22 protein-coding genes are annotated in these 21434 nt (G+C 73.1%); 12 read left to right on the forward strand and 10 right to left on the reverse strand.

Annotated features, from left to right (window positions below; genetic code table 11):
* Nucleotides 1-25 precede the first annotated feature (25 nt).
* Nucleotides 26-1651, forward strand: a complete 1626-nt coding sequence (locus ACRAKH_RS02720; protein ID WP_380720130.1) for an ABC-F family ATP-binding cassette domain-containing protein — start codon at nucleotides 26-28, stop codon at nucleotides 1649-1651.
* Nucleotides 1652-1655: 4 nt separating this feature from the next.
* The gene (locus ACRAKH_RS02725; protein ID WP_380720133.1) at nucleotides 1656-2066 is read left to right on the forward strand and encodes a hypothetical protein; all 411 of its coding nucleotides are present in this window, start codon (nucleotides 1656-1658) and stop codon (nucleotides 2064-2066) included.
* A gap of 627 nt (nucleotides 2067-2693) precedes the next feature.
* Here ACRAKH_RS02725 and ACRAKH_RS02730 read toward each other — a convergent pair.
* Nucleotides 2694-4193: a glutamate-cysteine ligase family protein gene (locus tag ACRAKH_RS02730; protein ID WP_380720135.1), complete on the reverse strand. Its 1500-nt coding sequence runs from the start codon at nucleotides 4191-4193 to the stop codon at nucleotides 2694-2696.
* A gap of 208 nt (nucleotides 4194-4401) precedes the next feature.
* On the opposite strand from ACRAKH_RS02730, the gene ACRAKH_RS02735 reads away from it, so the two are divergent.
* Together ACRAKH_RS02735 and ACRAKH_RS02740 are read left to right on the forward strand one after the other, a co-directional pair.
* Nucleotides 4402-5178 (forward strand): TrmH family RNA methyltransferase, encoded by a 777-nt coding sequence (locus ACRAKH_RS02735; protein ID WP_380720138.1) that lies wholly within the window; start codon nucleotides 4402-4404, stop codon nucleotides 5176-5178.
* A 35-nt stretch (nucleotides 5179-5213) separates the two neighbouring features.
* Nucleotides 5214-5873 (forward strand): DUF2537 domain-containing protein, encoded by a 660-nt coding sequence (locus ACRAKH_RS02740; protein ID WP_380720140.1) that lies wholly within the window; start codon nucleotides 5214-5216, stop codon nucleotides 5871-5873.
* A gap of 98 nt (nucleotides 5874-5971) precedes the next feature.
* Here the strand turns inward: ACRAKH_RS02740 and ACRAKH_RS02745 are convergent, their stop codons facing one another.
* Together ACRAKH_RS02745 and ACRAKH_RS02750 are read right to left on the reverse strand one after the other, a co-directional pair.
* On the reverse strand, nucleotides 5972-7816 hold the full coding sequence (locus ACRAKH_RS02745; RefSeq protein ID WP_380720141.1) for an ABC transporter ATP-binding protein: 1845 nt from the start codon (nucleotides 7814-7816) through the stop codon (nucleotides 5972-5974).
* Nucleotides 7813-9576, reverse strand: a complete 1764-nt coding sequence (locus ACRAKH_RS02750) for an ABC transporter ATP-binding protein (protein ID WP_380720142.1) — start codon at nucleotides 9574-9576, stop codon at nucleotides 7813-7815. Before ACRAKH_RS02750 ends, ACRAKH_RS02745 begins: the two co-directional genes overlap by 4 nt.
* 91 nt (nucleotides 9577-9667) lie before the next feature.
* On the opposite strand from ACRAKH_RS02750, the gene ACRAKH_RS02755 reads away from it, so the two are divergent.
* Nucleotides 9668-9907: a hypothetical protein gene (locus ACRAKH_RS02755; protein WP_447009601.1), complete on the forward strand. Its 240-nt coding sequence runs from the start codon at nucleotides 9668-9670 to the stop codon at nucleotides 9905-9907.
* Here the strand turns inward: ACRAKH_RS02755 and ACRAKH_RS02760 are convergent, their stop codons facing one another.
* From ACRAKH_RS02760 to ACRAKH_RS02785, 6 genes are all read right to left on the reverse strand, one after another.
* Nucleotides 9908-10336, reverse strand: coding sequence for a hypothetical protein (locus ACRAKH_RS02760; RefSeq protein WP_380720147.1), 429 nt, complete (start codon nucleotides 10334-10336; stop codon nucleotides 9908-9910).
* Nucleotides 10329-10703 carry a hypothetical protein gene (locus tag ACRAKH_RS02765; RefSeq protein ID WP_380720150.1) on the reverse strand — a complete coding sequence of 125 codons (375 nt, stop codon included), beginning with the start codon at nucleotides 10701-10703 and terminating at the stop codon, nucleotides 10329-10331. Before ACRAKH_RS02765 ends, ACRAKH_RS02760 begins: the two co-directional genes overlap by 8 nt.
* Nucleotides 10704-10724: 21 nt before the next feature.
* A complete protein-coding gene (locus tag ACRAKH_RS02770) occupies nucleotides 10725-11120 on the reverse strand; it encodes a hypothetical protein (protein ID WP_380720152.1) in 396 nt (131 codons plus the stop codon).
* Nucleotides 11121-11335: 215 nt separating this feature from the next.
* Nucleotides 11336-12253: a septation protein SepH gene (gene sepH, locus ACRAKH_RS02775; RefSeq protein ID WP_380720154.1), complete on the reverse strand. Its 918-nt coding sequence runs from the start codon at nucleotides 12251-12253 to the stop codon at nucleotides 11336-11338.
* Between the two features lie 398 nt (nucleotides 12254-12651).
* A complete protein-coding gene (serC, locus tag ACRAKH_RS02780) occupies nucleotides 12652-13785 on the reverse strand; it encodes a phosphoserine transaminase (RefSeq protein WP_380720156.1) in 1134 nt (377 codons plus the stop codon).
* 274 nt (nucleotides 13786-14059) lie between these two features.
* On the reverse strand, nucleotides 14060-15172 hold the full coding sequence (locus ACRAKH_RS02785) for a citrate synthase 2 (RefSeq protein WP_380720158.1): 1113 nt from the start codon (nucleotides 15170-15172) through the stop codon (nucleotides 14060-14062).
* Nucleotides 15173-15374: 202 nt separating this feature from the next.
* On the opposite strand from ACRAKH_RS02785, the gene ACRAKH_RS02790 reads away from it, so the two are divergent.
* The 5 genes from ACRAKH_RS02790 to ureG are packed head-to-tail and all read left to right on the forward strand — an operon-like array spanning nucleotide 15375 to nucleotide 19107.
* Nucleotides 15375-15677, forward strand: a complete 303-nt coding sequence (locus ACRAKH_RS02790; RefSeq protein ID WP_380720160.1) for an urease subunit gamma — start codon at nucleotides 15375-15377, stop codon at nucleotides 15675-15677.
* 23 nt (nucleotides 15678-15700) lie between these two features.
* Nucleotides 15701-16012: an urease subunit beta gene (locus ACRAKH_RS02795; RefSeq protein ID WP_380720162.1), complete on the forward strand. Its 312-nt coding sequence runs from the start codon at nucleotides 15701-15703 to the stop codon at nucleotides 16010-16012.
* Nucleotides 16009-17706 carry an urease subunit alpha gene (locus ACRAKH_RS02800; protein WP_380720164.1) on the forward strand — a complete coding sequence of 566 codons (1698 nt, stop codon included), beginning with the start codon at nucleotides 16009-16011 and terminating at the stop codon, nucleotides 17704-17706. The genes ACRAKH_RS02795 and ACRAKH_RS02800 overlap by 4 nt, the downstream gene beginning before the upstream one ends.
* Entirely contained in the window at nucleotides 17706-18356 is a 651-nt protein-coding gene (locus tag ACRAKH_RS02805; RefSeq protein WP_380720166.1) for an urease accessory protein UreF, read from the forward strand. The genes ACRAKH_RS02800 and ACRAKH_RS02805 overlap by 1 nt, the downstream gene beginning before the upstream one ends.
* A gap of 4 nt (nucleotides 18357-18360) precedes the next feature.
* Nucleotides 18361-19107, forward strand: a complete 747-nt coding sequence (gene ureG / locus ACRAKH_RS02810) for an urease accessory protein UreG (protein ID WP_380720176.1) — start codon at nucleotides 18361-18363, stop codon at nucleotides 19105-19107.
* Here the strand turns inward: ureG and ACRAKH_RS02815 are convergent.
* The gene (locus ACRAKH_RS02815) at nucleotides 19077-19727 is read right to left on the reverse strand and encodes a DUF4232 domain-containing protein (protein ID WP_447009602.1); all 651 of its coding nucleotides are present in this window, start codon (nucleotides 19725-19727) and stop codon (nucleotides 19077-19079) included. The two genes, ureG and ACRAKH_RS02815, sit on opposite strands and share 31 nt — an antisense overlap.
* Nucleotides 19728-19804: 77 nt before the next feature.
* Between ACRAKH_RS02815 and ACRAKH_RS02820 the strand changes: the two genes are divergently transcribed.
* Nucleotides 19805-20545, forward strand: a complete 741-nt coding sequence (locus tag ACRAKH_RS02820; RefSeq protein WP_380724890.1) for an urease accessory protein UreD — start codon at nucleotides 19805-19807, stop codon at nucleotides 20543-20545.
* 171 nt (nucleotides 20546-20716) lie between these two features.
* A complete protein-coding gene (gene pdxH, locus ACRAKH_RS02825) occupies nucleotides 20717-21373 on the forward strand; it encodes a pyridoxamine 5'-phosphate oxidase (protein ID WP_380724891.1) in 657 nt (218 codons plus the stop codon).
* Nucleotides 21374-21434: the final 61 nt, after the last annotated feature.

Consider the following 21434-nt stretch of genomic DNA (forward strand, 5'->3'; position numbering starts at 1 on the left):
CGGACGTTCCTGCCACGATCGGACCGTGTTGACAGCCAGGAACGTGACGCTGTCGTTCGGTCCCCGGCTCGTGCTCTCGGAGGTTGATCTCGATGTTCCCGCAGGTGAACGCCTAGGTCTGGTGGCGCCGAACGGCGTCGGCAAGTCGACGTTGCTGCGCGTGCTCTCCGGCGAGCTGACCCCCGACTCCGGCACCGTCACCGCCCGCGGCACGGTCGCGCACCTCACCCAGGAAACCGGGCTGCGGCCCGGCGAATCCCTGCGCGACCACCTGGCCCGCCGCACCGGCGTCGCCGACGCCGTCCGCGAGTTCGAAGCCGCCACGGTCGCCCTCACCGAAGGCGCGCCCGGCGCCGAGGACGCCTACGCGCGGGCGTTCGACGTGTGGACCGCGTCCGGCGCGGCCGACTTCGCCGAACGCGCCGACGAGGTCTGCGACCGCCTCGGCCTGCCCGCCACCCTCCTCGACCACCGCGGCGCCGACCACCGCGGCACCGTCCAGCTGTCCGGCGGCCAAGCGGCCCGACTGCGCCTCGCCGCCGTGCTGCTCACTACCGCCGACGTGCTGCTGCTCGACGAACCGACCAACGACCTCGACCTCGCAGGACTGGAGGTGCTGGAGTCCCACGTCCTGCGCAGCCGCGCCGGCATGGTCCTCGTCAGCCACGACCGCGAGTTCCTCGCCCGCACCACCACCGCGATCGCCGAACTGGACGAGTTCACCCACGGCGTCACCGTGTTCGGCGGCGGGTGGGACGCGTACGTGCAGGAGCAGGCCAACGCCCGGCGGCGGGCGCGGGAGGAGTACGAGGCGTACGCGGCGCGCCGGGACGCGTTGACGCACCGTGCCCGGCAGGCCCGCGAGTGGTCCCGCGCCGGCGTGCGGCGCAACGCGAAGTCCGACGAGAGCGACAAGTTCATCAAGTTCTTCGGCAAGCAGGGCGCGGAGAACCTCGGCGCCAAGGCGTCCACCGTGGAGCGTGCGCTGGAGCGGTTGGAGGAGGTGGAGGAGCCCCGTGAACCGTGGGAGCTGAGGCTCACCCTGCCGACCGCGGGGCGCGGCAGCCAGGTCGCGTTCACGCTGCGCGGCGCCGTCGTCAGCCGCGGTGACGTCACCCTCGGCCCGATCGACCTCACCGTCGGCGCGGGGGAGCGGTGGCGCATCACCGGCCCCAACGGGTCCGGCAAGTCCACGCTGCTCGAAGCGCTGCTGGGCAGGCTCCCCCTCGACGCGGGGGAACGCAGCGAGGGGCCAGCCGTCGTCATCGGCGAGGTCGACCAGGTGCGCGCGGACTTCGCCACCGACGCGCCCGTGCTCGACGTCGTCACCCACCTCACCGGCCTCGCGGCGGTCGAGGCGCGGACGTTGCTGGCGAAGTTCCGGGTCGGCGCGGACGCCGTGCTGCGGCCCGCGCGGTCGTTGTCGCCGGGGGAGCGGACCAGGGCCGGGTTGGCCGTGCTGCAGGCGCGCGGCACCACGTGCCTGGTGCTCGACGAGCCGACCAACCACCTCGACGTGGCCGCGATCGAACAGCTCGAACAGGCGTTGGAGGGCTACGGGGGGACGCTGCTGCTCGTCACCCACGATCGGAGGTTGGCTTCGGCGGTGGGGGTTGACCACACCTTGGACGTGCGGAGCCTGGCAAGATAGGCGCATGGGCACCGAGGAGGACTGGCCGGTTGAGCAGACGTGGTCACTGCGCAACACGCATTGGCACGCTTATGTGGAGCACACGTCCCTCGACCACGCGTCCCCGCGGCAGGAGCGCCTGGAGCGCACGCCGGAAGAGGTCTTGACCACTCCGGCGGAGGTCGCGGCGTGGCTGGAGGTCAACCTGCGCAGCGCGACGAAGCCGGAGGAGGCGGGCAAGAAGCGGACGAAGGACGACCGCGACTTCTCCGACTCGAACCGCGTGCACACCTCCTTGGCGTCCGCGGGGGAGAGCATCTACACCGGCGTTAAGGGCATGCTGACCCTCGCGGTGGAGGCGGTGACGCCCGACGAGTGCCGCAGCTCCCACGACGGCGCCGACGTCGCACCGCTGAAGGCCGGCCGTCGCCGCTGACGCGGGTGTGTGAGCGGTGGCTGGACTGGTGGGCGGTTGGGCGAACGGGAAGATCACCCGAACGCGTTAACCGTCCGGCGGCGGGTATGAATGGAAACGTCGAAAACGTTGCCGGAAAAATGAAGGCGCGCCGCCCCGGCCCCCACCGTGCTCGTGACCGGACCTGCGCTCGGACCGACAGGCAGCGCTCCGACCGACAGGCAGCGCTCCGACCGACAGGCAGCGCTCGGGCCGACCGTCAGGACGCCGCCGCCCGAGCCGAGCAGGACGACCCGAAGCCTCTCGACCCTGGAACCGCCCGACCCCGGAGCCGTCCGCACCGGGAGCCGGGCACACCCGGAGCTGGACGACCCGGAGCGGAGCAGAGCCGATCGGGGCCGCCCGCGTCCGCGCGCTGGCCACCGTCGCGCCCCGCGCTGGCCACCGTCGCGCCCGACGGCCGCCAGCCCCGCACCTACTGGCCCGCGCTAGCCATCCCAAGCCAGCCAGTCAGCGCTAGCCGGCCCAAGCCGGCCAGTCAGGGCTAGCTTGGGCAGCGCGCCCGACCTCGGTCCGATCGAGCGGAGCGCCCACCGCCGAGGCTGCGCTCCCGCCGGAGTGAGGGCGGGGACGGGAGCGGGGCGGGAGTTAGGGGCCTACGGGCCAGGTGTGGACGGGTTCACCGGCGTGTGACAGTTCGACGTACTGGGTCAGCATGGTGGTGAGGGCGGTGTCGCGGTCGGCTCCCCTGTCCTCCAGGAGGGTGACCGTGTCGCGTTGCCACTGCGAACCGGTGCGCCGCGCCAGGCACCGCGCCTCGATCACCCCGAGGTACCGCTCGCGCGCCTCGTCGGACACGCCGCACGCGCGCAGCCCCTCGTGCGCCAACGGCAGCAGCCGCCGCAGCACCAGCTCGTCGGGCGGCACCCAGCCGACCCCCGGCCAGTACAGCTGCGACCCCATCCCGTGCCGCGACCCGGCGTACAGGTTCTCCTCCGCCGCGTGGAACGACATCTGGCTCCACAAAGGACGTTCGAGGGTCGTGAGCGCCCGCTGCGCGCCGTAGAAGAACGCCGCGTTGGCCATGGTGTCCAGCACCGTCGGCCCGGCCGGCAGCACGCGGTTCTCGACGCGGAGGTGCGGGACGCCGTCCACCACGTCGTACACCGGCCGGTTCCAGCGCCACACCGTGCCGTTGTGCAACCGCAGCTCCGTCAACGACGGCGTGCCGCCCGCGCCGAGCACGTCCAGCGGGTCCTCGTCGCCCGTCTCCGGCAGCAACGCCGGGAAGTACCGCACGTTCTCCTCGAACAGGTCGAAGATCGACGTGATCCACCGCTCGCCGAACCACACCCTGGGCCGGACGCCCTGGTTCGTCAGCTCCTGCGTGCGCGTGTCGGTGGCCTGCAGGAACAGCGGGATGCGGGTTTCGTGCCACAGCGCCCGCCCGAGCAGGAACGGCGAGTTCGCCGCGATCGCCACCTGCACCCCGGCCAACGCCTGCGCCGCGTTCCAGTGCGCCGCGAAGTCGTCCGGCGCGACCTGCAGGTGCAGCTGCACGGACGTGCAGGCCGCCTCCGGCATGATGGACTCGGCGTAGCTGGACAGCTTCTCGCCCGCACGCCCCGGCAGCGGCGAGCCCTCCATCGACAGCACGACCTCCTCGCCGCGCGCCGCGAGGATCTGGTCGTTCAGCGTGGTGTACCGGGGCTGGGTGGAGAGCCACCGCCGGTCGAAGTGCTCCTGCCGCAACGTCGGCAGCACCCCGATCATGACGATGGACGTCCCGGCGTCGTGGGCCTTGTCGTCGGCCGACGCGAGCGTCGACACGAGTTCCCGTTCCAGGTCCAGCGTCTCGTCGCCGGCGAGTTCGCGCGGCGGGACGTTGACCTCCAGGTTGTGCTGGCCGAGTTCGAGCGTGAACGACGGGTCGTCGATCTTCTCCAGCACCTCGTTGTTGGCCATCGCCGGCCGACCGTCGGCGTTGACGAGGTTCAGCTCGATCTCCAGCCCCATCTGCTGCCGCGGGAAGGAGAAACTGTCCTCCACCAGCATGGTTCCCAGCGCGTCCATGCACCGCTGCATGCGCTCGCGATAGCGCTGGCGGTCCTCTCTGGTGAACGTCCGACTGGACACATCCGTACCCATGCCGCCTCCCAATCGGTAAGGGCTGCTCCGGCGGGCTTAGCGGAGGCCAACCGTGACACAGCAACCACCTGCCCGCCAGCGCCCAAATCGGTGCTCTCTGTCACATGGCGGTAACAATCAGCGAGAAGATGCTGGTTGTGGGGCATGTGCGCCCGTCCGGAAACTTGTGAGGAGAGTTCACTTTCCCTGAAGGTGGGACACTGCGGGCGTGATCGAGATCGACGACCCGGCGGACCCCAGGCTGGACGACTTCCGCGACCTGTCGACCGCGGACCGCCGACCGGACCGCCCCGGCGGCCGGGGGCTGGTGATCGCCGAGGGCGTGGTGGTCGTCGAACGCCTCCTGACGTCGCCGTACCCGGTCCGAGGGCTCCTCGGCGTGCGCCGCCGGATCGAGGCCCTGGGCGACCTCCCGGCGCCCGCCTACGTCACCTCGGCGGAGGTCATGGCCGAGGTGGTCGGCTTCCACCTCAACCGGGGCGTGCTGGCCGCCGCCGACCGCGCGCCGCAACCCGCCGCGGCCGACCTGATCGCGTCGTCACGGCGGCTCGCCGTGCTCGAAGGCGTCGGCGACCACGAGAACCTGGGTTCGCTGTTCCGCAACGCCGCCGCGCTCGGCATCGACGGGTTGCTGCTGGGCCCGGGGTGCAGCGACCCGCTGTACCGGCGCAGCGTCCGCGTCTCGATGGGGCACGTGCTGCGCGTGCCGTTCACCGTGCTGCCGAACCTCGCCGAAGGCTTCGACCTGCTGCGGGACAACGGTTTCACGGTCGCCGCGCTCACGCCCCGCGCCGACTCGAAGAACCTCGCGGACGCGGGGCTGCGCGGGCGCAAGGTCGCCGTGCTGCTCGGGTCGGAGGGGCCGGGCCTCACCGAGGAGGCCATCGCGGCGGCCGACGTGGCCGTGCGCATCCCCATGGCGGAGGGCGTCGACTCGCTGAACGTGGCCACCGCGGGCGCGATCGCCTTCTACGCGATCGCCTGAACCGCTACGTTCTCACCGAGCAGAGGAGGACGTAGGTGGAACTGCGGGTCCAGGACGGCCGGGCTGTGCTCGCGGGCCGCGACGACGCGGGTGAGCGGGAAGTCGACCCGCACACCCTCCCGCTCGGCGCCGGGCTCGCCGACGCGCTGCACGAGTGGGCGAAGGTGGCCGACGCGGTGCTGCGCACCGACACGCCCTCCGACGGCGCGGCGAGCGCCCTCGTGACCAGGCGCGGGCGCCAGTTGGCGGGCCGCGTGGCCGCCGACATGGGCACGCCCGTGCGCTACACCGACCCGGTGACCGGTGAACTGGTCACCGTGGACGTGCCGGAGCCCACTGCGGACGCGGACGACGGGCTCGGGAGCGTCGAGGTGCTCGACGAGCCGTCCGACGAGGGCGACGGGACCGAGGAGACGGGCGACACCGAACCGCCGGAGCCGACTCCGTGGGGCACCGGCCTGACGGTCAGCCTGATCACGGCGGCGGTGGTCACGTTCACCGTGTACACCCTGTCGGTGGGGCTCGGCGAGACCAGCCAGTGGCTCGCGCTGCTGGCGAACGTCCTGGTGGTCGGCGGCATCGCCCCGTCCGTGTGGTTGGCCCGCAACGTGCCCGTGTGGCGCTGGGTCGCCTACGGCGTGGTCGCGGGTGTCTTCGCCGCCTGGCTCTCCCTCCTCCTCACCACGCTCCTCTGACCGACGGCTTACGAACGCCGGCCGACGACCGACGACCGAAGACCGGCGGCCCCGAACGGAGATCCGAACGGGGGCCGCCGGCCAGCGGGGATCGCCCACTACGCCAACGAGTCGCGCCACGCGGTGTGCAGGGCGGCGAACCGGCCACGTCCGCCGATCAGCTCCTCCGGCGTGCCGTCCTCCACCACCAGGCCGCCGTCCAGCACCAGCACCCGGTCGGCGATCAGCACGGTCGACAGCCGGTGGGCGATGATGAACGCGGTCCGCTCGGCCAGCACGGTCTCCAGCGCGTCCTGCACCGCCCGCTCGGTCGGCACGTCGAGGCTCGACGTGGCCTCGTCCAGCACCAGCACCGCCGGGTCGGCCAGGAACGCCCGCGCGAACGCCACCATCTGCCGCTGCCCGGCCGAGAGCCGCCCGCCGCGCTTGCGCACGTCGGTGTCGTAGCCCTCGGGCAGCGTCCGGACGAACGCGTCCGCGCCGACCGCGCGGGCCGCCGCCTCGACCTCGTCCCGCGTCGCGGACGGCCGGCCGAGCGCGATGTTGTCCAGCACCGACCCGTCGAACAGGAAGTTCTCCTGCGTCACCATGACGACCGCGCGCCGCAGGTCCTCGTCCGCCACGGACCGCAGGTCGACCCCGTCGAGCAGCACCGCCCCCGTCGTCGGGTCGTAGAACCGGGCCACCAGCTTGGCCAGCGTGGACTTGCCCGCGCCGGTCGAGCCGACCAGCGCCACGGTCTGCCCGGCGGGCACGCTCAGGTCGAACGGCGGCAGCACCACCGGTGTCGTGTCCGAGTACCGGAAGCCGACCCGGTCGAAGCGGACCGCGCCGCGCACGTCGCCGAGCGGCGTCGGCTCCTCGGGTTCCCGCACGTCCGGCTCCTCCTCCAGCAGGCCGGAGATCTTCTCCAGCGCCGCCGTCGCGGACGCGTACGCGTTGGCGAACATCGCGAGCTGGTCGAACGGGTCGTAGAACCGGCGCACGTACAGGGTGAACGCGGCCAGCACGCCCAGCTCCAGCTGCCCGTCCGCGACCCGCAGGGCGCCCCACGCGAGGATGATCGCCAACGACAGGTTGCCGATCACCCGGACGAGGGACGTGAACGCGGCCATGACGCCCATCGCGTCGGTGTTGGCGTCCCGGAACCGGCCGTTCAGCTCGCCCATGATCTGCTCGTTGCGGCGCTCCCGGCGGAACGCCTGCACCGCGCGGATGCCGTTCATGGTCTCCACGAACTGCACGATGATCTTCGCGATCGCGCCGCGGGTGTGCCGGTAGGCGCGGCCGGAGCGGCGGCGGAACCAGCGGGTCAGCAGGACCAGCGGCACGAACCCGGACAGCACCACCAGCGCCAGCGGCACGTCGAGGTACAGCAGCACCGCGGAGATGCCGAGCAGCGACAGCATCGACGTGAAGAACCCGTCCAGGCCCTCTTCCAGGAGGTCCTGCAACGAATCGACGTCGCTGGTCAGGCGGGAGATGACCTTGCCGGACGTGTACTTCTCGTGGAACGAGACGGACAGCCGCTGCACGTGCCGGAACACGCGTTCCCGCAGCACCAGCAGCACGTCCTGGCCGATCCGGCCGGTGAGCCGGACGAACGACCAGCGCAGCAGCGTCGCCGAGATCGCCGCCGCCACGTACCCGCCGACGCACCACGCCAGGGTGTCCGGCCGGCCGTCCAGCGCGGCGGGCACCCCGGCGTCGATGGCCGCCGCGATCAGCAGCGGACCGGCCAGGTTGACCAGGTTCTCCGCCACCACGATCACCAGCGCCAGCACCGCGGCCCTGGTGTGGGGCCGCAGCAGCTCGCCGAGCAGCCGCCGCGACCGGGCCTGCAGCTTCACGCCGGTGGCGCGGTCGACGTCCTCGACGTCCTCGGCGGCGACGCCGCGCCACGCCTCCTCGCCGGTCGTCGGCTGCGGTTCGGTGGTCGTCACGCCGCCACCTCCTCGTCGTCCATCGTGGCCAGCAGGTTCCGGTAGTCCTCGTTGTCGGCCAGCAGCTCCGCGTGCGTGCCGGTCGCGGCGATCCGGCCGTCGACGAGCATCGCCACCCGGTCGGCCAGCTGGACGGTGCTGGGCCGGTGCGCGACGACGAGCGCCGTGACGTCCTTCAGCACGCGCCGCAGCGCGGCCTCCACCTCCGCCTCGGTGTGCACGTCGAGCGCCGACAGCGGGTCGTCGAGGACCAGCACCGCCGGGTGCCCGGCGACCGCCCGCGCCAGCGCGAGCCGCTGCCGCTGCCCGCCGGACAGCGACAGGCCCTGCTCGCCGATCCGGGTGTCCAGGCCCCACGGCAGGGCGTTCACGAACTCGTCGGCCCGCGCGACCTTCAACGCCTCGCGGACCCGTTCCTCCCCGACGTCCCGCGCGCCGAGCGCCACGTTCTCGGTGACGCTCGCGGAGAACAGGATCGGCTCCTCGAACGCCGTGCCGACGACCCGGCGCAGCTCGCCGAGGTCGAGTTCGCGCACGTCGACGCCGTCGAGGGTGACGCGGCCGCCGGTGACGTCCGCCAGGCGCGGCACGAGCGCGGTGACGGTGGTCTTGCCCGAGCCGGTCGCGCCGACGAGCGCCACCGTCTCGCCGGGCCGGATGTCCAGGTCGACGCCGCGCAGCACCTCGTGCTCGGCGCCGGGGTGCCGGTAGCGGACGCCCTCGAACCGGACGTGCCCGCGCACCGGCGTGACGGGCGGCCTCGGGTTCGCCGGGTTGGTCACGGTCACCTCGGCGTCGATCACCTCGAAGTACCGCTCCAGCGCGGACGCGGTCGAGTTCGTCTCCGCCAACAACCACCCGATCGAGTCAATCGGCCAGCGCAGGTAAGCACTCACCGTGATGGCCGCGACGAGGGTGCCGACGGTGACCGTGCCGTTCGCGATGCCGATCGAGCCGAACGCCAGCTGGCCCGCGATGCCCAGCTCGGGCAGCACGATCAGCACCGCCCACAGGGCGGCGAAGATCCGCACCTTGGCCAGCTCGGTGTCCCGCAGCTCCCGCGCCTGCCGCAGGAAGCGCCTGGTCAGGTGCGGTCCGCGGCCGAACGCCTTGAGGACCCGGATGCCCAGCACCGACTCCTCGACGACGGTCGTGAGGTCGCCGGACTGGTCCTGCGCCCGGCGCGCGACGACCTTGAACTTGGACTCGAACAGGTAGGACAGCGCCAGCAGCGGCAGGGTGCTCGCCAGCACGATCAGGCCCAGCGCGGGCGACAGCGCGAACAGGACGCCCAGGCCGGTCAGCACGACCAGGGTGTTGACGACCAGGAAGATCACGGCGAAGCCGACGAACCGCCGCACCTGGGTCAGGTCGGTGGTGGCGCGGGACAGCAGCTGCCCCGACTGGTAGCGGTCGTGGAAGGCCACCTGCAGGTCCTGCAGGTGGTGGTACAGCTCGGCCCGCATGCGCGCCTCGACGTCCGACGCCGGCCCGGCGATCAGCTTGCGGCGGGCGTAGAACAGCGCGGCCTCCGCGCAGCCGAGCAGCACGACGACGCCGACGAGCAGCGGCAACGCGCCCAGGTCGCGGTCGGCGATCGGGCCGTCCACGATCCGCTGCGTGATCAGCGGGATGCCGAGACCGCACATCATCGCCAGCATGGTGGCCGCCATGGCCAACCCCACCGGCCCGCGCACGGGTTTCAGGTACGGCCACAGCCTGCGCAGCGTCGCGGCCGTGGAAGTACGTTCTTCAGACACGAGTCCCCCTCCGGTCCACCCTGACGGTACGAAGGTGGACCGACGATCGGCATCCGGTTTTCCCCCGTCCGACCCTGCAAGCTCGACATAGGTGGAGGTCAAGGTGGAGGTGCGGTTCCTGCGGGCCGAGCCGACGATGGCGTTCCCGCGCGGCAGGCTGCTGGCGGTGCGCGGCGGGCGGCTGCACGTGCTCGCGCCGGACGGCTGGGACGTGGTCGGCGGCGCGCGGCCCGAGGGCGCGCGGCCGATCAGCCGTGCGGAGGCGGCCGGGTGGTGCCGGTTCGAGGGGTTCGACGAGGCGCTGCTGGACGCCGTGCCGCAGCCGGGGTGACTACTTCCGGCGCAGGAGGGTGGGCGCGGTGAGCAGCCCGGCCAGGCCGTAGCTCGCGCCGGCGAGCAGGACCAGCACGGTCCACCTGTCGCCGAGCCCGGAGAACTCCTCGGGCAGCTTGAACCAGTGCGCGAGGCCCAGCAGGATCGGCCCGATCAGCACGATCGGCCACACCGGCCGGACCTTCAGCAGCCACAGCAGCGGCCCCGCCAGCAACGCGCTCACCAGCAGCGCGACCGGCAGCCCGACGACGACGAGCAGGACGAACTCGCCCAGGCTGGTGTCGTTGGCCACCCGGTCGAGCACACCGGCCTGGTAGGCCTGGATCCACGCGAGCAGCAGCGCGGCGCCCACGGCGGCCGACACGACGACGCGCAGGAGCACCTTCAGCGCGAAGCCGCCCGCCGTGCGGCGCGGGGTGTCAGTCACGGGCAGCAGTGTGGCCGACCGGGTGCCGCGCTGTCACCGGCGCGGCCAGCACGAACCCGATGACGCCCGCCCAGACCGACCCGGCGGGCACGGACACCCACACCGTCAGCAGGGTGAGCACGGCGGTGAACGTCACGCCGACCGCCGCGTACCCGAGCGGCCGGTCCTGCCGGGCGGCCCGCAGCACGACCCACGCGACGAGCAGTCCGACGACCAGGCTCACCGGCATCGCGAACAGGCCCATGGCCAGGCAGTCCCAGTCGTCCTTGGAGCAGACGGCCCCGGACGCGATCAGCTCGCGCACGCCCCACCACGTCGCGCCGAGGACGGCGCCCAGCACGGCCCCGACGACCACTCGTCCCAGCATGGCGGCCGAGTACCCGCTTGATCACTCGCGGTAAACCCGCTGGTGCGTGAGCAGCGCTCCGACCAGGAACGACAGCGCGCCCATCGCCGTCAACGACAGGTACCCGGGCACGTCCGGGCCGGTGTAGAGCCGCTTGGTGTCGATCACCGTGACGACCGCGACGACGAGCAGCGCCACCAGGAGCCCGGCCGCGGCGGTGATGCCGGGCCGGTCGACGCGCAGCCGGCGCAGCGCGGCCCACGCCGCCAGCCAGCTCACGAACGGCAGCAGCGGCAGCAGCACCACGGCGATGAACCCGCACCCGTACGAGGTCGGCGTGCACACCTCCTCGGGCACCCGGAAGTACAGCCACCAGCCGAGGCCGACCGCTCCGCCCACGGCCGCCGCCACGCCGTGCCGCCTCGTGCCTCGCCTCATGGCCTCGACCTCTCGTGATCACGCCGCGCGGACGTCGGAGCGGGCGGCCCCGGTTCCCTGTCGACGTGCCCGGGCCGACCCCGGTTCCCCCTCACGCCCGGCGCAGCCGCTCGCCCCTTGCCCGTGCTCCTCGGCGGTCCCGGGTTGGCGGGTCATGAGCACGACCACGCGACAAGGGCCCCCGCTTGCGCGGAGGCCCTTGTCGACAGCCCTGTTCAGCCCCGGTTGGAGCGGACGCCCAGCAGGACGTCCTCCCACGACGGCACGATCGGGTGGTTCTTCTTGCCGCGCTTCGGCGGCGCGTCCTTGCGGGCAGGCGGCTGCTTGCCACCGGCCGCCGGCTGCTGCGGCGCCGGCGCGGGCGGCTCCTCGGCCACGGGCACGGGCACCGGCACGGGCTCCGCCTCCACCACGGGCAGCGGCTCCTGCGCCGGGGGCGGTGGCGGCGGGGTCGGCTCCTCGCGGGCGAGGATCTCCGGCTCCGCCTCCTTCTCCAGCTCCAGCGCCTGCCGGGCCAGCTGCGTCACCGGGCGGACCGTGCGCAGCGTCCGGTTGGGGTTCGGGTCCATGAGCTCCATGGCCCCGTCATCCAACGCGGTCACCGTGCCGCCGTGCGCGCCGGGGTGGAACGCCCAGTGCGCCAGGTTGTCCGACCGGCCCGCGGTCCAGTGCAGCTGGACGACCCACCGGCCGTCCTCGCCGCGCCACGAGTCCCAGCTCACGTCCGCGTAGTCCTGGCCGCGCAGCCCGAAGGAGTGCGCCACGACCTCGCCGAGCGTCTGCACGTCCGGCCCGTCCTCGCGGACGGGGTGGGCGCGCTGCGCGAGCTCCGCCGTGCGGGACCGCTCCAGGAGCACCGGGTACGCGTACCGCTCGACCCGGTGGGCGGGCAGGCCCGCCGCCGCCGCGACCTGCGCGACGGACTCGCCGGCGCGGATGCGCGCCTGGATCTCCCGCGGCCGCATCTGGCTCTCGACCTCGATCTCGATCTGGCCGAGCCGGGTGAGGTCGCCGCGCGCCGCCGCGCGCAGCCGTTCGTCAGCGGGCAGCACGAAGCGCTCGCCGCGATCCGGGTCCTCGAGGATGACGGACTTGCCGTCGTCTTCGAGCCCGATGACTCGCAACGCTCGCATCATGGCCTCCCGGATCACTCACCTCGCCAGGTACTCACGGTAATGCGGCGTGCCGCCTTGACGGGGGAGACGCGCCGTGTTCATCGATATCTTCGTGTGATCTTGCCGTATGTCGGCGGTGTCCGCACGTCCGTTACCGGAAGGTTCACCTCCGCGACCTGCGCGCCGTCCGACGACGGCCGCGCCGTCCGGCCTGACCTGCGCCGACGCGGCGCCGCCGACCGGGCCGCGCCACGGGCCGGGCGGGTCACGGTCAGTGATCATCCGGGTGCTCCCGGCGGCTCCCCGCCGAGGACGGCGAGCGGCGACGCCGGGTGCGGCCTCCCGCAGCGGCGCCCGGAACGGGTGTGGGGCCGCCCCGAGAACGGGACGGCCCCACACCGGTCGACGGACAGAGGTCAGAGCTGGGAGACGACCCAGTCGACGGCCTTGGTCAGCGTGCTCACGTCGGCCGGCTCGACCGCCGGGAACATCGCCACGCGCAGCTGGTTGCGGCCCAGCTTGCGGTACGGCTCGACGTCCACGATCCCGTTGGCGCGCAGCACCTTCGCGACCACCGCGGCGTCCACCGAGTCGTCGAAGTCGATGGTGCCGACGACCTGCGAGCGGTGGGCCGGGTCGGCCACGTACGGCGCCGTGTACGAGGTGGACTCGGCCCACGAGTACAGGCGCGACGACGAGTCGGCGGTGCGCTCGACGGCCCAGGACAGGCCGCCGTTGCCCAAGATCCACTCGATCTGGTTGTTCAGCAGGAACAACGTCGCCAGCGACGGCGTGTTGTACGTCTGGTCCTTGGTGGAGTTGTCCAGCGCCGTGGTGAGCGACAGGAACTCCGGCACCCAGCGGCCCGACGCGCCGATCTCCGCGACGCGCTCCAGCGCGGCGGGCGACATCAGCGCGATCCAGAGCCCGCCGTCGGAGGCGAAGCACTTCTGCGGCGCGAAGTAGTAGACGTCGTAGTCCGCCGCGTCGACCGGCAGGCCGCCCGCGCCGGAGGTGGCGTCGATGGCGACGAGCGCGCCGTCGGAGCCGGCGGGCCGGGAGACGGGCACGGCGACACCGGTCGACGTCTCGTTGTGCGCCCAGCCGACCAGGTCGGCGCCCTCGGCGTAGGTGATCTCGGGCGCGCTGCCCGGGTCGGCCTTGACCACGATCGAGTCACCGAGGAACGGCGCGTCGGACGTGACCTTGGCGAACTTCGACGAGAACTCGCCGTAGGTGAAGTGCTGGGCGCGCTCGCGCACCAGGCCGAACGCGGCGGCGTCCCAGAACGCGGTGGTGCCGCCGTTGCCGAGGACGACCTCGTAGCCCTCGGGGAGGGAGAACAGGTCCCGGAGCCCGGCGCGCACCGAGCCGACCAGGGACTTCACCGGCTTCTGCCGGTGGGAGGTGCCCATCAGCGCGGCGCCCTCGGCCGCGAGGGCCGCCAGGGCCTCGGGACGGACCTTGGAGGGCCCGCACCCGAACCGGCCGTCGGACGGCAGGAGGTCGGAGGGCAGGACCAACGAGGTCGGGTCGGCGGTCTGGGTCATCGCGAAGCCTCCGGTTACGGGGAGGGGGTCGGCACGACCGGCGCCGTTGCCGGGTGCCTCAGTGTTGCAGCCGCGTGGCCGGACAGTGACAACCGGGTGTCGCTGGTCACGTCCGGAGAGCGGACACCGGGGCGGGCGCTGTGGACAGTCCACACCCGACCGTTGGGCCGGGACGGGGAGCGGCGGAGGGCGCGGGCCGTGCCGGCCGAGGCCGACGGCATGGCGGTGACCAGCGGGAACGTCACGTCCACGCTGGTCACCGGGCCGCGGCGGGTCAGGCGATGTGCGCCCAGCCCTCCACCTCGGACGGCTTGCGCGGCTTCGGGCCGACGTACGACGCGGACGGCCGGACGAGCCGGCCGGTGCGCTTCTGCTCCAGGATGTGCGCCGACCACCCGGCGGTCCGGGCGCAGGTGAACATCGCGGGCATCATGTGCGGCGGCACCTGCGCGAAGTCCAGGATCACCGCGGCCCAGAACTCGACGTTCGTCTCGATCGCCCGGTCCGGCCGCCGCTCCCGCAGCTCGGCCAGCGCCGCCTGCTCCAGCGCGTTCGCCGCCTCGTACCGGGTGGCGCCCAGCTCCAGGCACGTCCGCCGCAGCACCCGTGCCCGCGGGTCCTCCGCCCGGTACACCCGGTGGCCGAAGCCCATCAGCCGCTCGCCCCGGTCGAGGACGCCCTTCACGAACCCGCGCGCGTCGCCGGTCCGCTCGACCTCCTCGATCATCGGCAGCACCCGGGCGGGCGCGCCGCCGTGCAGCGGGCCGGACATGGCCCCGATCGCGCCCGACATGGCCGCCGCGACGTCCGCGCCCGTGGAGGCGATGACGCGCGCGGTGAACGTGGACGCGTTCAGGCCGTGCTCGGCGGCCGACACCCAGTACGCGTCGAGCGCCTTGACGTGCGCCGGGTCGGGCTCGCCGCGCCAGCGGGTCAGGAACCGCTCGGTGATGGTGGTGCACTCGTCGATGCGCCGCTGCGGCACGGCGGGCCGCCCGATGCCCCGCGCGGACTGCGCCGCGTACGACAGGGCCATGACGGACGCCCGCGCCAGTTGCTCGCGCGCCTGCTCGTCGGTGATGTCCAGCAGCGGCTGGTAGCCCCAGATCGGCGCGACCATGGCCAGCGCCGCCTGCACGTCCACCCGCACGTCACCGGTGTGCACGGGGATGGGGAACGGCTCGGCGGGCGGCAGCCCGGCGCCGAAGCGGCCGTCCACCAGCAACGCCCACACGTTGCCGAACGTGACCTGGCCCGCCAGGTCCTCGATGTCCACGCCGCGGTAGCGCAGCGCGCCACCGTCGCGATCCGGTTCGGCGATCTCGGTGCGGAAGGCCACCACGCCCTCGAGACCCGGCCGGAAACCGTCGTCGTCGGTCTGCACCACGCTGTGCGCTCCTTCTCGGCGAAAGTAAAGAGTTGAAGAAACCTTGCTCCCCCGGACCCGCGCCGGCAATCACGGCCACGCGTGTCGTCGGTCACGATCAAGGAACCGATTCAGACCCGGCCGGGGCCACGGCCTTGTGACGGCTCGTTAAGGCCGTGTTTCGGCTCGGGGTTCGCGGCGTTTCCCGTGGTAGACCACCGACATGCACCTGACGCCGCACGAGCGGGACAAGTTGCTGGTCCACGTGGCGGCCGACGTCGCGCGCAGGCGGCTGGACCGCGGCGTCACCCTGAACTACCCCGAGGCGGTCGCCCTGATCACCGACCACGTGCTCGAAGGCGCGCGGGACGGCCGTTCGGTCAGCGAGCTGATGGACAGCGGCCGGCGCGTCCTCTCGCGCGCCCAGGTCCTCGACGGCGTGCCGGAGATGATCGAGTCCGTGCAGGTGGAGGCCACGTTCCCGGACGGCACCAAGCTCGTGACCGTGCACGACCCGATCGTGTGAAGCCCGAGGCAGAGGAGCGGCCGATGCGCCCTGGCGAGATCATCACCGGCGACGAGCCGGTCGAGCTGAACCCCGGACGGCCGCGCACCACGCTGGTCGTGGTCAACGCCGCCGACCGCCCGGTGCAGGTCGGGTCGCACTACCACTTCGCCGCGGTCAACCCGGGGCTGGAGTTCGACCGCGAGGCCGCGTGGGGCAAGCGGCTGGACGTCCCCGCGGGCACGGCGGTGCGGTTCGAACCGGGGGTCGAGCGCGAGGTCACCCTGGTCCCGCTGGCCGGCGCGCGCCGCGTGCCGGGCCTGCGGCCGGAGTGGGCGGGAGACCTGGACCGGTGACGCGCGTCAGCCGCCGCCGGTACGCCGAGCTGCTCGGCCCCACCACGGGCGACCGCATCCGGCTCGCCGACACCGACCTGCTGATCGAGGTCACCGAGGACCGCAGCCGCGGCGCGGGCGCGGGCGACGAGGTGATCTTCGGCGGCGGCAAGGTCGTCCGCGAGTCGATGGGCCAGGGCGTGGCGACCCGCGCCGAGGGCGCGCCGGACCTCGTCGTCACGGGCGCGGTCGTGCTCGACCACTGGGGCGTGGTGAAGGCGGACGTCGGCGTGCGCGACGGCCGGATCGTCGGCATCGGCAAGGCGGGCAACCCCGACACCATGGACGGCGTGGACCCGGCGCTCGTCATCGGCCCCGGCACGGAGGTGGTGAGCGGCAACGGCAAGATCCTCACCGCCGGCGGCATCGACTGCCACGTCCACTTCATCTGCCCGCAGATCGTGGACACGGCGATCGCGTCCGGCCTGACCACGCTGATCGGTGGCGGCACCGGTCCGGCCGAGGGCACGAAGGCCACCACGGTCACGCCCGGCTCGTGGAACCTGGGCCGGATGCTCGCGTCGATGGACCACATGCCGGTGAACGTGCTGCTGCTCGGCAAGGGCAACACCACCCGCGAGGACGCGTTGCGGGAGCAGCTGCGCGGCGGCGCGGGCGGGTTCAAGCTGCACGAGGACTGGGGCACCACGCCCGCCGCGGTCGACGCGTGCCTGCGGGTCGCCGACGAGTCCGGCGTGCAGGTCGCGATCCACACCGACACGTTGAACGAGGCCGGCTTCCTCGAGTCCACATTGGACGCCATCGCCGGGCGGTCGATCAACGCCTACCACTCGGAGGGCGCGGGCGGCGGCCACGCGCCGGACATCATCCAGGTGGTGTCCGAGCCGAACGTGCTGCCGTCCTCGACCAACCCGACCCGCCCGCACACCGTCAACACGCTCGAAGAGCACCTCGACATGCTGATGGTGTGCCACCACCTCAACCCGTCGGTGCCGGAGGACTTGGCGTTCGCCGAGAGCCGCATCCGGCCGACCACGATCGCCGCCGAGGACATCCTCCACGACCTGGGCGCCATCTCCATGATCAGCTCCGACTCGCAGGCGATGGGACGGGTCGGCGAGGTGATCATCCGGACCTGGCAGACCGCGCACGTGATGCAGCGCGTCCGCGGCGAGCTGCCGGACAACCTGCGCGCCCGCCGGTACGTGGCCAAGTACACGATCAACCCGGCCATCGCGCACGGCATCGACCACGAGGTGGGGTCGGTGGAGGTCGGCAAGCTCGCCGACCTGGTGCTGTGGGAGCCGAAGTTCTTCGGCGTGCGGCCGGCGCTCGTGCTGAAGGGCGGGTTCATCGCGCACGCCGCGATGGGTGACGCGAACGCGTCCATCCCCACCCCGCAGCCCGTGTTCGCGCGGCCCATGTTCGGCGCGCACTCGGCGGCGCGGAGCAGCGTGCACTTCGTGTCGCGGCAGGCGGTCGACGCGGACCTGGCGGACGTGCTGCGGCTGGCGCGGCCGCTGGTGCCGGTCGGCGACACGCGGGGCGTCACCAAGGCCGACATGGTCCTCAACGACGCCATGCCGCACGTCAGGGTGGACCCGGACAGCTTCGCCGTGCGCATCGACGGCGAGCTGGTCGAACCGCGGCCGGTGGCGGAGCTGCCGATGGCCCAGCGCTACTTCCTGTTCTGATGAACCTCGCGGCGCTGATGCTCGCGGACTCCCGCTTCCCCGGCGGCGGTCACGCGCACTCGGGCGGGCTGGAGGAGGCCGTCGCCCGCCGGCTCGTCACGGACGAGGCCGGGCTGCGGTCGTTCCTGGTCGGCAGGCTGCGCACGGCGGGCGCGCTGGGCGCGGTGTTCGCGTCGGCCGCCACCCGCGGCCGGTACGCGGAGCTGGACGTCGAGCTGGACGCCCGCACGCCGTCGCCCGCGCAGCGCAACGCCTCCCGCGTGCAGGGGCGCGGCATCGCGCGGGCGGCCCGGCTGGCGTGGCCGTCGCCCGCGTTGGCGGAGCTGCTGCGCGTGACGCCGAGACCGCACCACCCGGTGATCGTCGGCACGCTCGTGGGTGACCCGTTCGAGGCCGCGCAGACCGTGGCGTACCACGCGGTGACGGGCCCGGCGACCGGCGCGATCCGGCTCCTCGGCCTCGACCCGTTCGGCGTGAACGCCGTCCTGGCCCGGCTCGCGCCCGAGATCGACGCCGTCGCCGCCGCGGCCGCCGACCACGCCGACACCCCGCCCGAAGACCTGCCCGCCCCCGGCGCGCCGGGCCTCGACCTGCTGGCCGAGTCGCACGACCGCCGCCACCGAGAAGAGGTGCGTCTCTTTGTCAGCTGACCACGTGCACCCGGTGAACTTCGACCCCACCGACCCAGGTCACGACCCCCACGATCCCTACGACCACGACCACGACCACGACCACGACCACGACCACGGGCCCGGCCACGGGCGCCCGCACGCCCACCGCGCCGTCCGCCTCGGCATCGGCGGACCGGTCGGCAGCGGCAAGACCGCGCTGACGGCCGCGCTGTGCCGGGCGCTGCGCGATCCCGCCGGCGGCGGCGTCAACCTCGCCGTCGTCACCAACGACATCTACACCACCGAGGACGCCGACTTCCTGCGCGCCGCCGGGGTGCTCGACGTCGACCGGATCGAGGCCGTGCAGACGGGCGCGTGCCCGCACACCGCGATCCGCGACGACATCACGGCCAACCTCGACGCGGTGGAGCTGCTGGAGCACCGCGTCGACGGGCTGGAGTTGGTGATCATCGAGAGCGGCGGCGACAACCTGACCGCCGTGTTCAGCCGCGGGCTGGTGGACCGGCAGATCTTCGTGGTGGACGTGGCGGGCGGCGACAAGGTGCCGCGCAAGGGCGGCCCCGGCGTGACGACCGCCGACCTGCTCGTGATCAACAAGACGGACCTCGCGCCCCTGGTGGGCGCCGACCTCGGTGTCATGACGGCCGACGCCCACCGGATGCGCGGCGGGCTGCCGGTGATCAGCCAGTCCCTAGTGGACACACCGGACGCCCCCGCGGTGGCCGAGTGGGTCCGCGCTCAGCTCCGCACGCTCGCGGCGGTCAGGTGATTCCCGAACGGGCTGACGTCGCCCGCGCAGCCGTGCTGGTCCGCCAGCGGCAGGTACAGCGGCACGGTCTCGTCCGGCGGGTACACCCGGATGCCCCACACGGGCGTCTTGCGGCACGCGTCCGGGTCGAAGTTGTCGACCTGGGCGAACCCGACGTCCGACGTGGCCGTGGCGCCGTGCGGCAGGGTCAGCAGCGGGCCGCGGTCGCCGGACCGCACGGCGGCGGCGCCGACCTGGTCGCCGTTGGCGTCCACATAGGACACTCCGGGGAAGCCGCGCAGCACGCACCGGTACGGGCTCCGGTTGGTGAGGACGACCTCCCGGTACGTCGTGCCCGCCGCGCCGCCGACGGCGCCGAACCGGACGTCGAGGTCGGCCGACCGGCACGTGGCGACCGCCTGCGCCGCCCGCCCGGCAGCCGCCCCCGCCTGCCCGGCCGTCTGCCCGGCCGTCTGCCCGGCCGTCTGCCCGGCCGTCTGGCTCGCCGTGTGCCCGGCCGTCTGGGCGGACGTCTCACCCGCCGTGTGCCCGGACGTCTGGGCGGGAGTTTGGGCGGAGGCCGCCCCGCCGGTGACCGCGATCAGCGCCGCCAGGCCTGTAGTCGTGATCAATCTCCTCATCGTGATCTCCCCCTGCGCTCGCGGACGGATTCCCCGTCCACCAGCAGGACGTGTCGCGGGTCACAGGGGTTGCTCCTGTGAGGGCGCGCGCTCACCTCGTCGTGGAACGCGACCCGAACGGGCGAACCGTCGTGCGGGACCTGCGGTCGATGGCCCCGCTGCGCCTCGTGCCCCGCCGCGGACCCGACGAAGTGGTGCTCGTCCACCTGGTGAGCTCGATCACCGCACCGCTCGGCGGCGACGACCTGGAGTTGCACGTCGTGGTCGGCCCCGGGGCGTCTCTCGCACTGCACGGAGTGGCGGCCACGCTGGCGTTGCCGGGGCATCACCCAGGCGGGAGCCGTTCACTCGTTCGAGTGGAATTGGCGGACGGCGCGAGCCTCGACTACCTGCCCGAGCCGACGGTGATCACCGCGCGCGCGTGCCACGAGTCGGTGTTCCGGGCCGACCTGGCCGACGACGCCCGGCTGCGGACGCGGGAAGTCCTCGTGTCCGGCCGGGTGAACGAGCGGGCGGGCTCCCTCACCACCACGCTCGACGTGCGGCGGAACGGTCCGGTGATCAAGCAGACGACCCGCGTCGGAACGCCCGAAGTGGACGGAAGCCCGGCCGGCCTGGCAGGTCGGCGGGTGCTCGGCGCGGAGCTGCTGTGCTGGGGCGAGGACGTCCCGGGAGCGGTCTCGGAGGACTGGTGGTCGCTCGTCCCGCTGGCCCGCGGCGGCAGCCTCGCCACCGCCGTCGCCGACGACGTGGTGACCGCGGCCCGCGCACTTGACGAGGCCCGTGCCCGTCACCCCGGCCCGGTCGGGCGCCTCTGACTCGATCTCGTGCTCGATTCCGAGGTCCTGATCACACCGAAAGTCACGGATCGGGTGGCGGTCATCACCGTGCGGGCGGTTTCGCCCCGGCCCGGGAACCCGTACGGTCGCGGGATCGCTAGGCGCCACAAGTGCCTTGGCCAGGCCGAAGTAACGCTCCGGGAGGTCGGGATGTCGGAGACGACGAACATCGCGTTGCCGTCGATGCGCGTGTCCTACGAGCACGGTTCGCTCACGGAGAGCGACCTGGCCGCCAGTTGGCACGAACAGCTGCAGCTGTGGCTGGACCAGGCCGCCGGCGCCGGTCTGCCCGAGCCGAACGCGATGGTGCTCGCCACGGCCGACCCGGAGGGCCGCCCGTCGTCCCGCACGGTGCTCGCCAAGGGCCTGGACGAGCGCGGACTGGTGTTCTTCACCAACTACACCTCCGCGAAGAGCCACGACCTGATGGCCACCCGGTACGCGTCGGCCACGTTCCCGTGGTTCGCGATGCAGCGGCAGGCGCACGTGCGCGGCACCGTCGAGAAGGTCGGCCCCACCGAGACCGCCCAGTACTGGGCGAGCCGCCCGCGCGGGTCGCAGCTGGGCGCCTGGGCGTCGCCGCAGTCGCGCGTCGTCAGCGGCCGGTCCACTTTGGAGAGCGCGCTGCACAAGATCGAGCGGCAGTTCGCCGACGCGGACCGCGTGCCCGTGCCGCCGCACTGGGGCGGCTGGCGCATCCGGCCCGAAGAGGTCGAGTTCTGGCAGGGCCGCCGCGACCGCATGCACGACCGCCTCCGCTTCCGCCTCGGCCGGGACGGCTGGGAAGTCCAGCGCATCGCCCCCTAACCCACGGCTCTGGCCCACGGCTCACACCGGGCCCCGTCGCGCACTGGCGTGACGGGGCCCG

This window comes from Saccharothrix hoggarensis, from assembly GCF_052936025.1.

Bases quoted from the DNA above. Each gene is read 5' to 3' on its own strand.
- ACRAKH_RS02790 (WP_380720160.1), top strand. From the start codon at position 15,375: ATGCACCTGACGCCGCACGAGCGGGACAAGTTGCTGGTCCACGTGGCG.
- ACRAKH_RS02815 (WP_447009602.1), bottom strand. From the start codon at position 19,727: ATGAGGAGATTGATCACGACTACAGGCCTGGCGGCGCTGATCGCGGTC.
- sepH (WP_380720154.1), bottom strand. From the start codon at position 12,253: ATGCGAGCGTTGCGAGTCATCGGGCTCGAAGACGACGGCAAGTCCGTC.
- serC (WP_380720156.1), bottom strand. From the start codon at position 13,785: ATGACCCAGACCGCCGACCCGACCTCGTTGGTCCTGCCCTCCGACCTC.
- ACRAKH_RS02805 (WP_380720166.1), top strand. From the start codon at position 17,706: ATGAACCTCGCGGCGCTGATGCTCGCGGACTCCCGCTTCCCCGGCGGC.
- ACRAKH_RS02795 (WP_380720162.1), top strand. From the start codon at position 15,701: ATGCGCCCTGGCGAGATCATCACCGGCGACGAGCCGGTCGAGCTGAAC.
- ACRAKH_RS02725 (WP_380720133.1), top strand. From the start codon at position 1,656: ATGGGCACCGAGGAGGACTGGCCGGTTGAGCAGACGTGGTCACTGCGC.
- ACRAKH_RS02765 (WP_380720150.1), bottom strand. From the start codon at position 10,703: ATGCTGGGACGAGTGGTCGTCGGGGCCGTGCTGGGCGCCGTCCTCGGC.
- ACRAKH_RS02770 (WP_380720152.1), bottom strand. From the start codon at position 11,120: ATGAGGCGAGGCACGAGGCGGCACGGCGTGGCGGCGGCCGTGGGCGGA.
- pdxH (WP_380724891.1), top strand. From the start codon at position 20,717: ATGTCGGAGACGACGAACATCGCGTTGCCGTCGATGCGCGTGTCCTAC.
- ACRAKH_RS02730 (WP_380720135.1), bottom strand. From the start codon at position 4,193: ATGGGTACGGATGTGTCCAGTCGGACGTTCACCAGAGAGGACCGCCAG.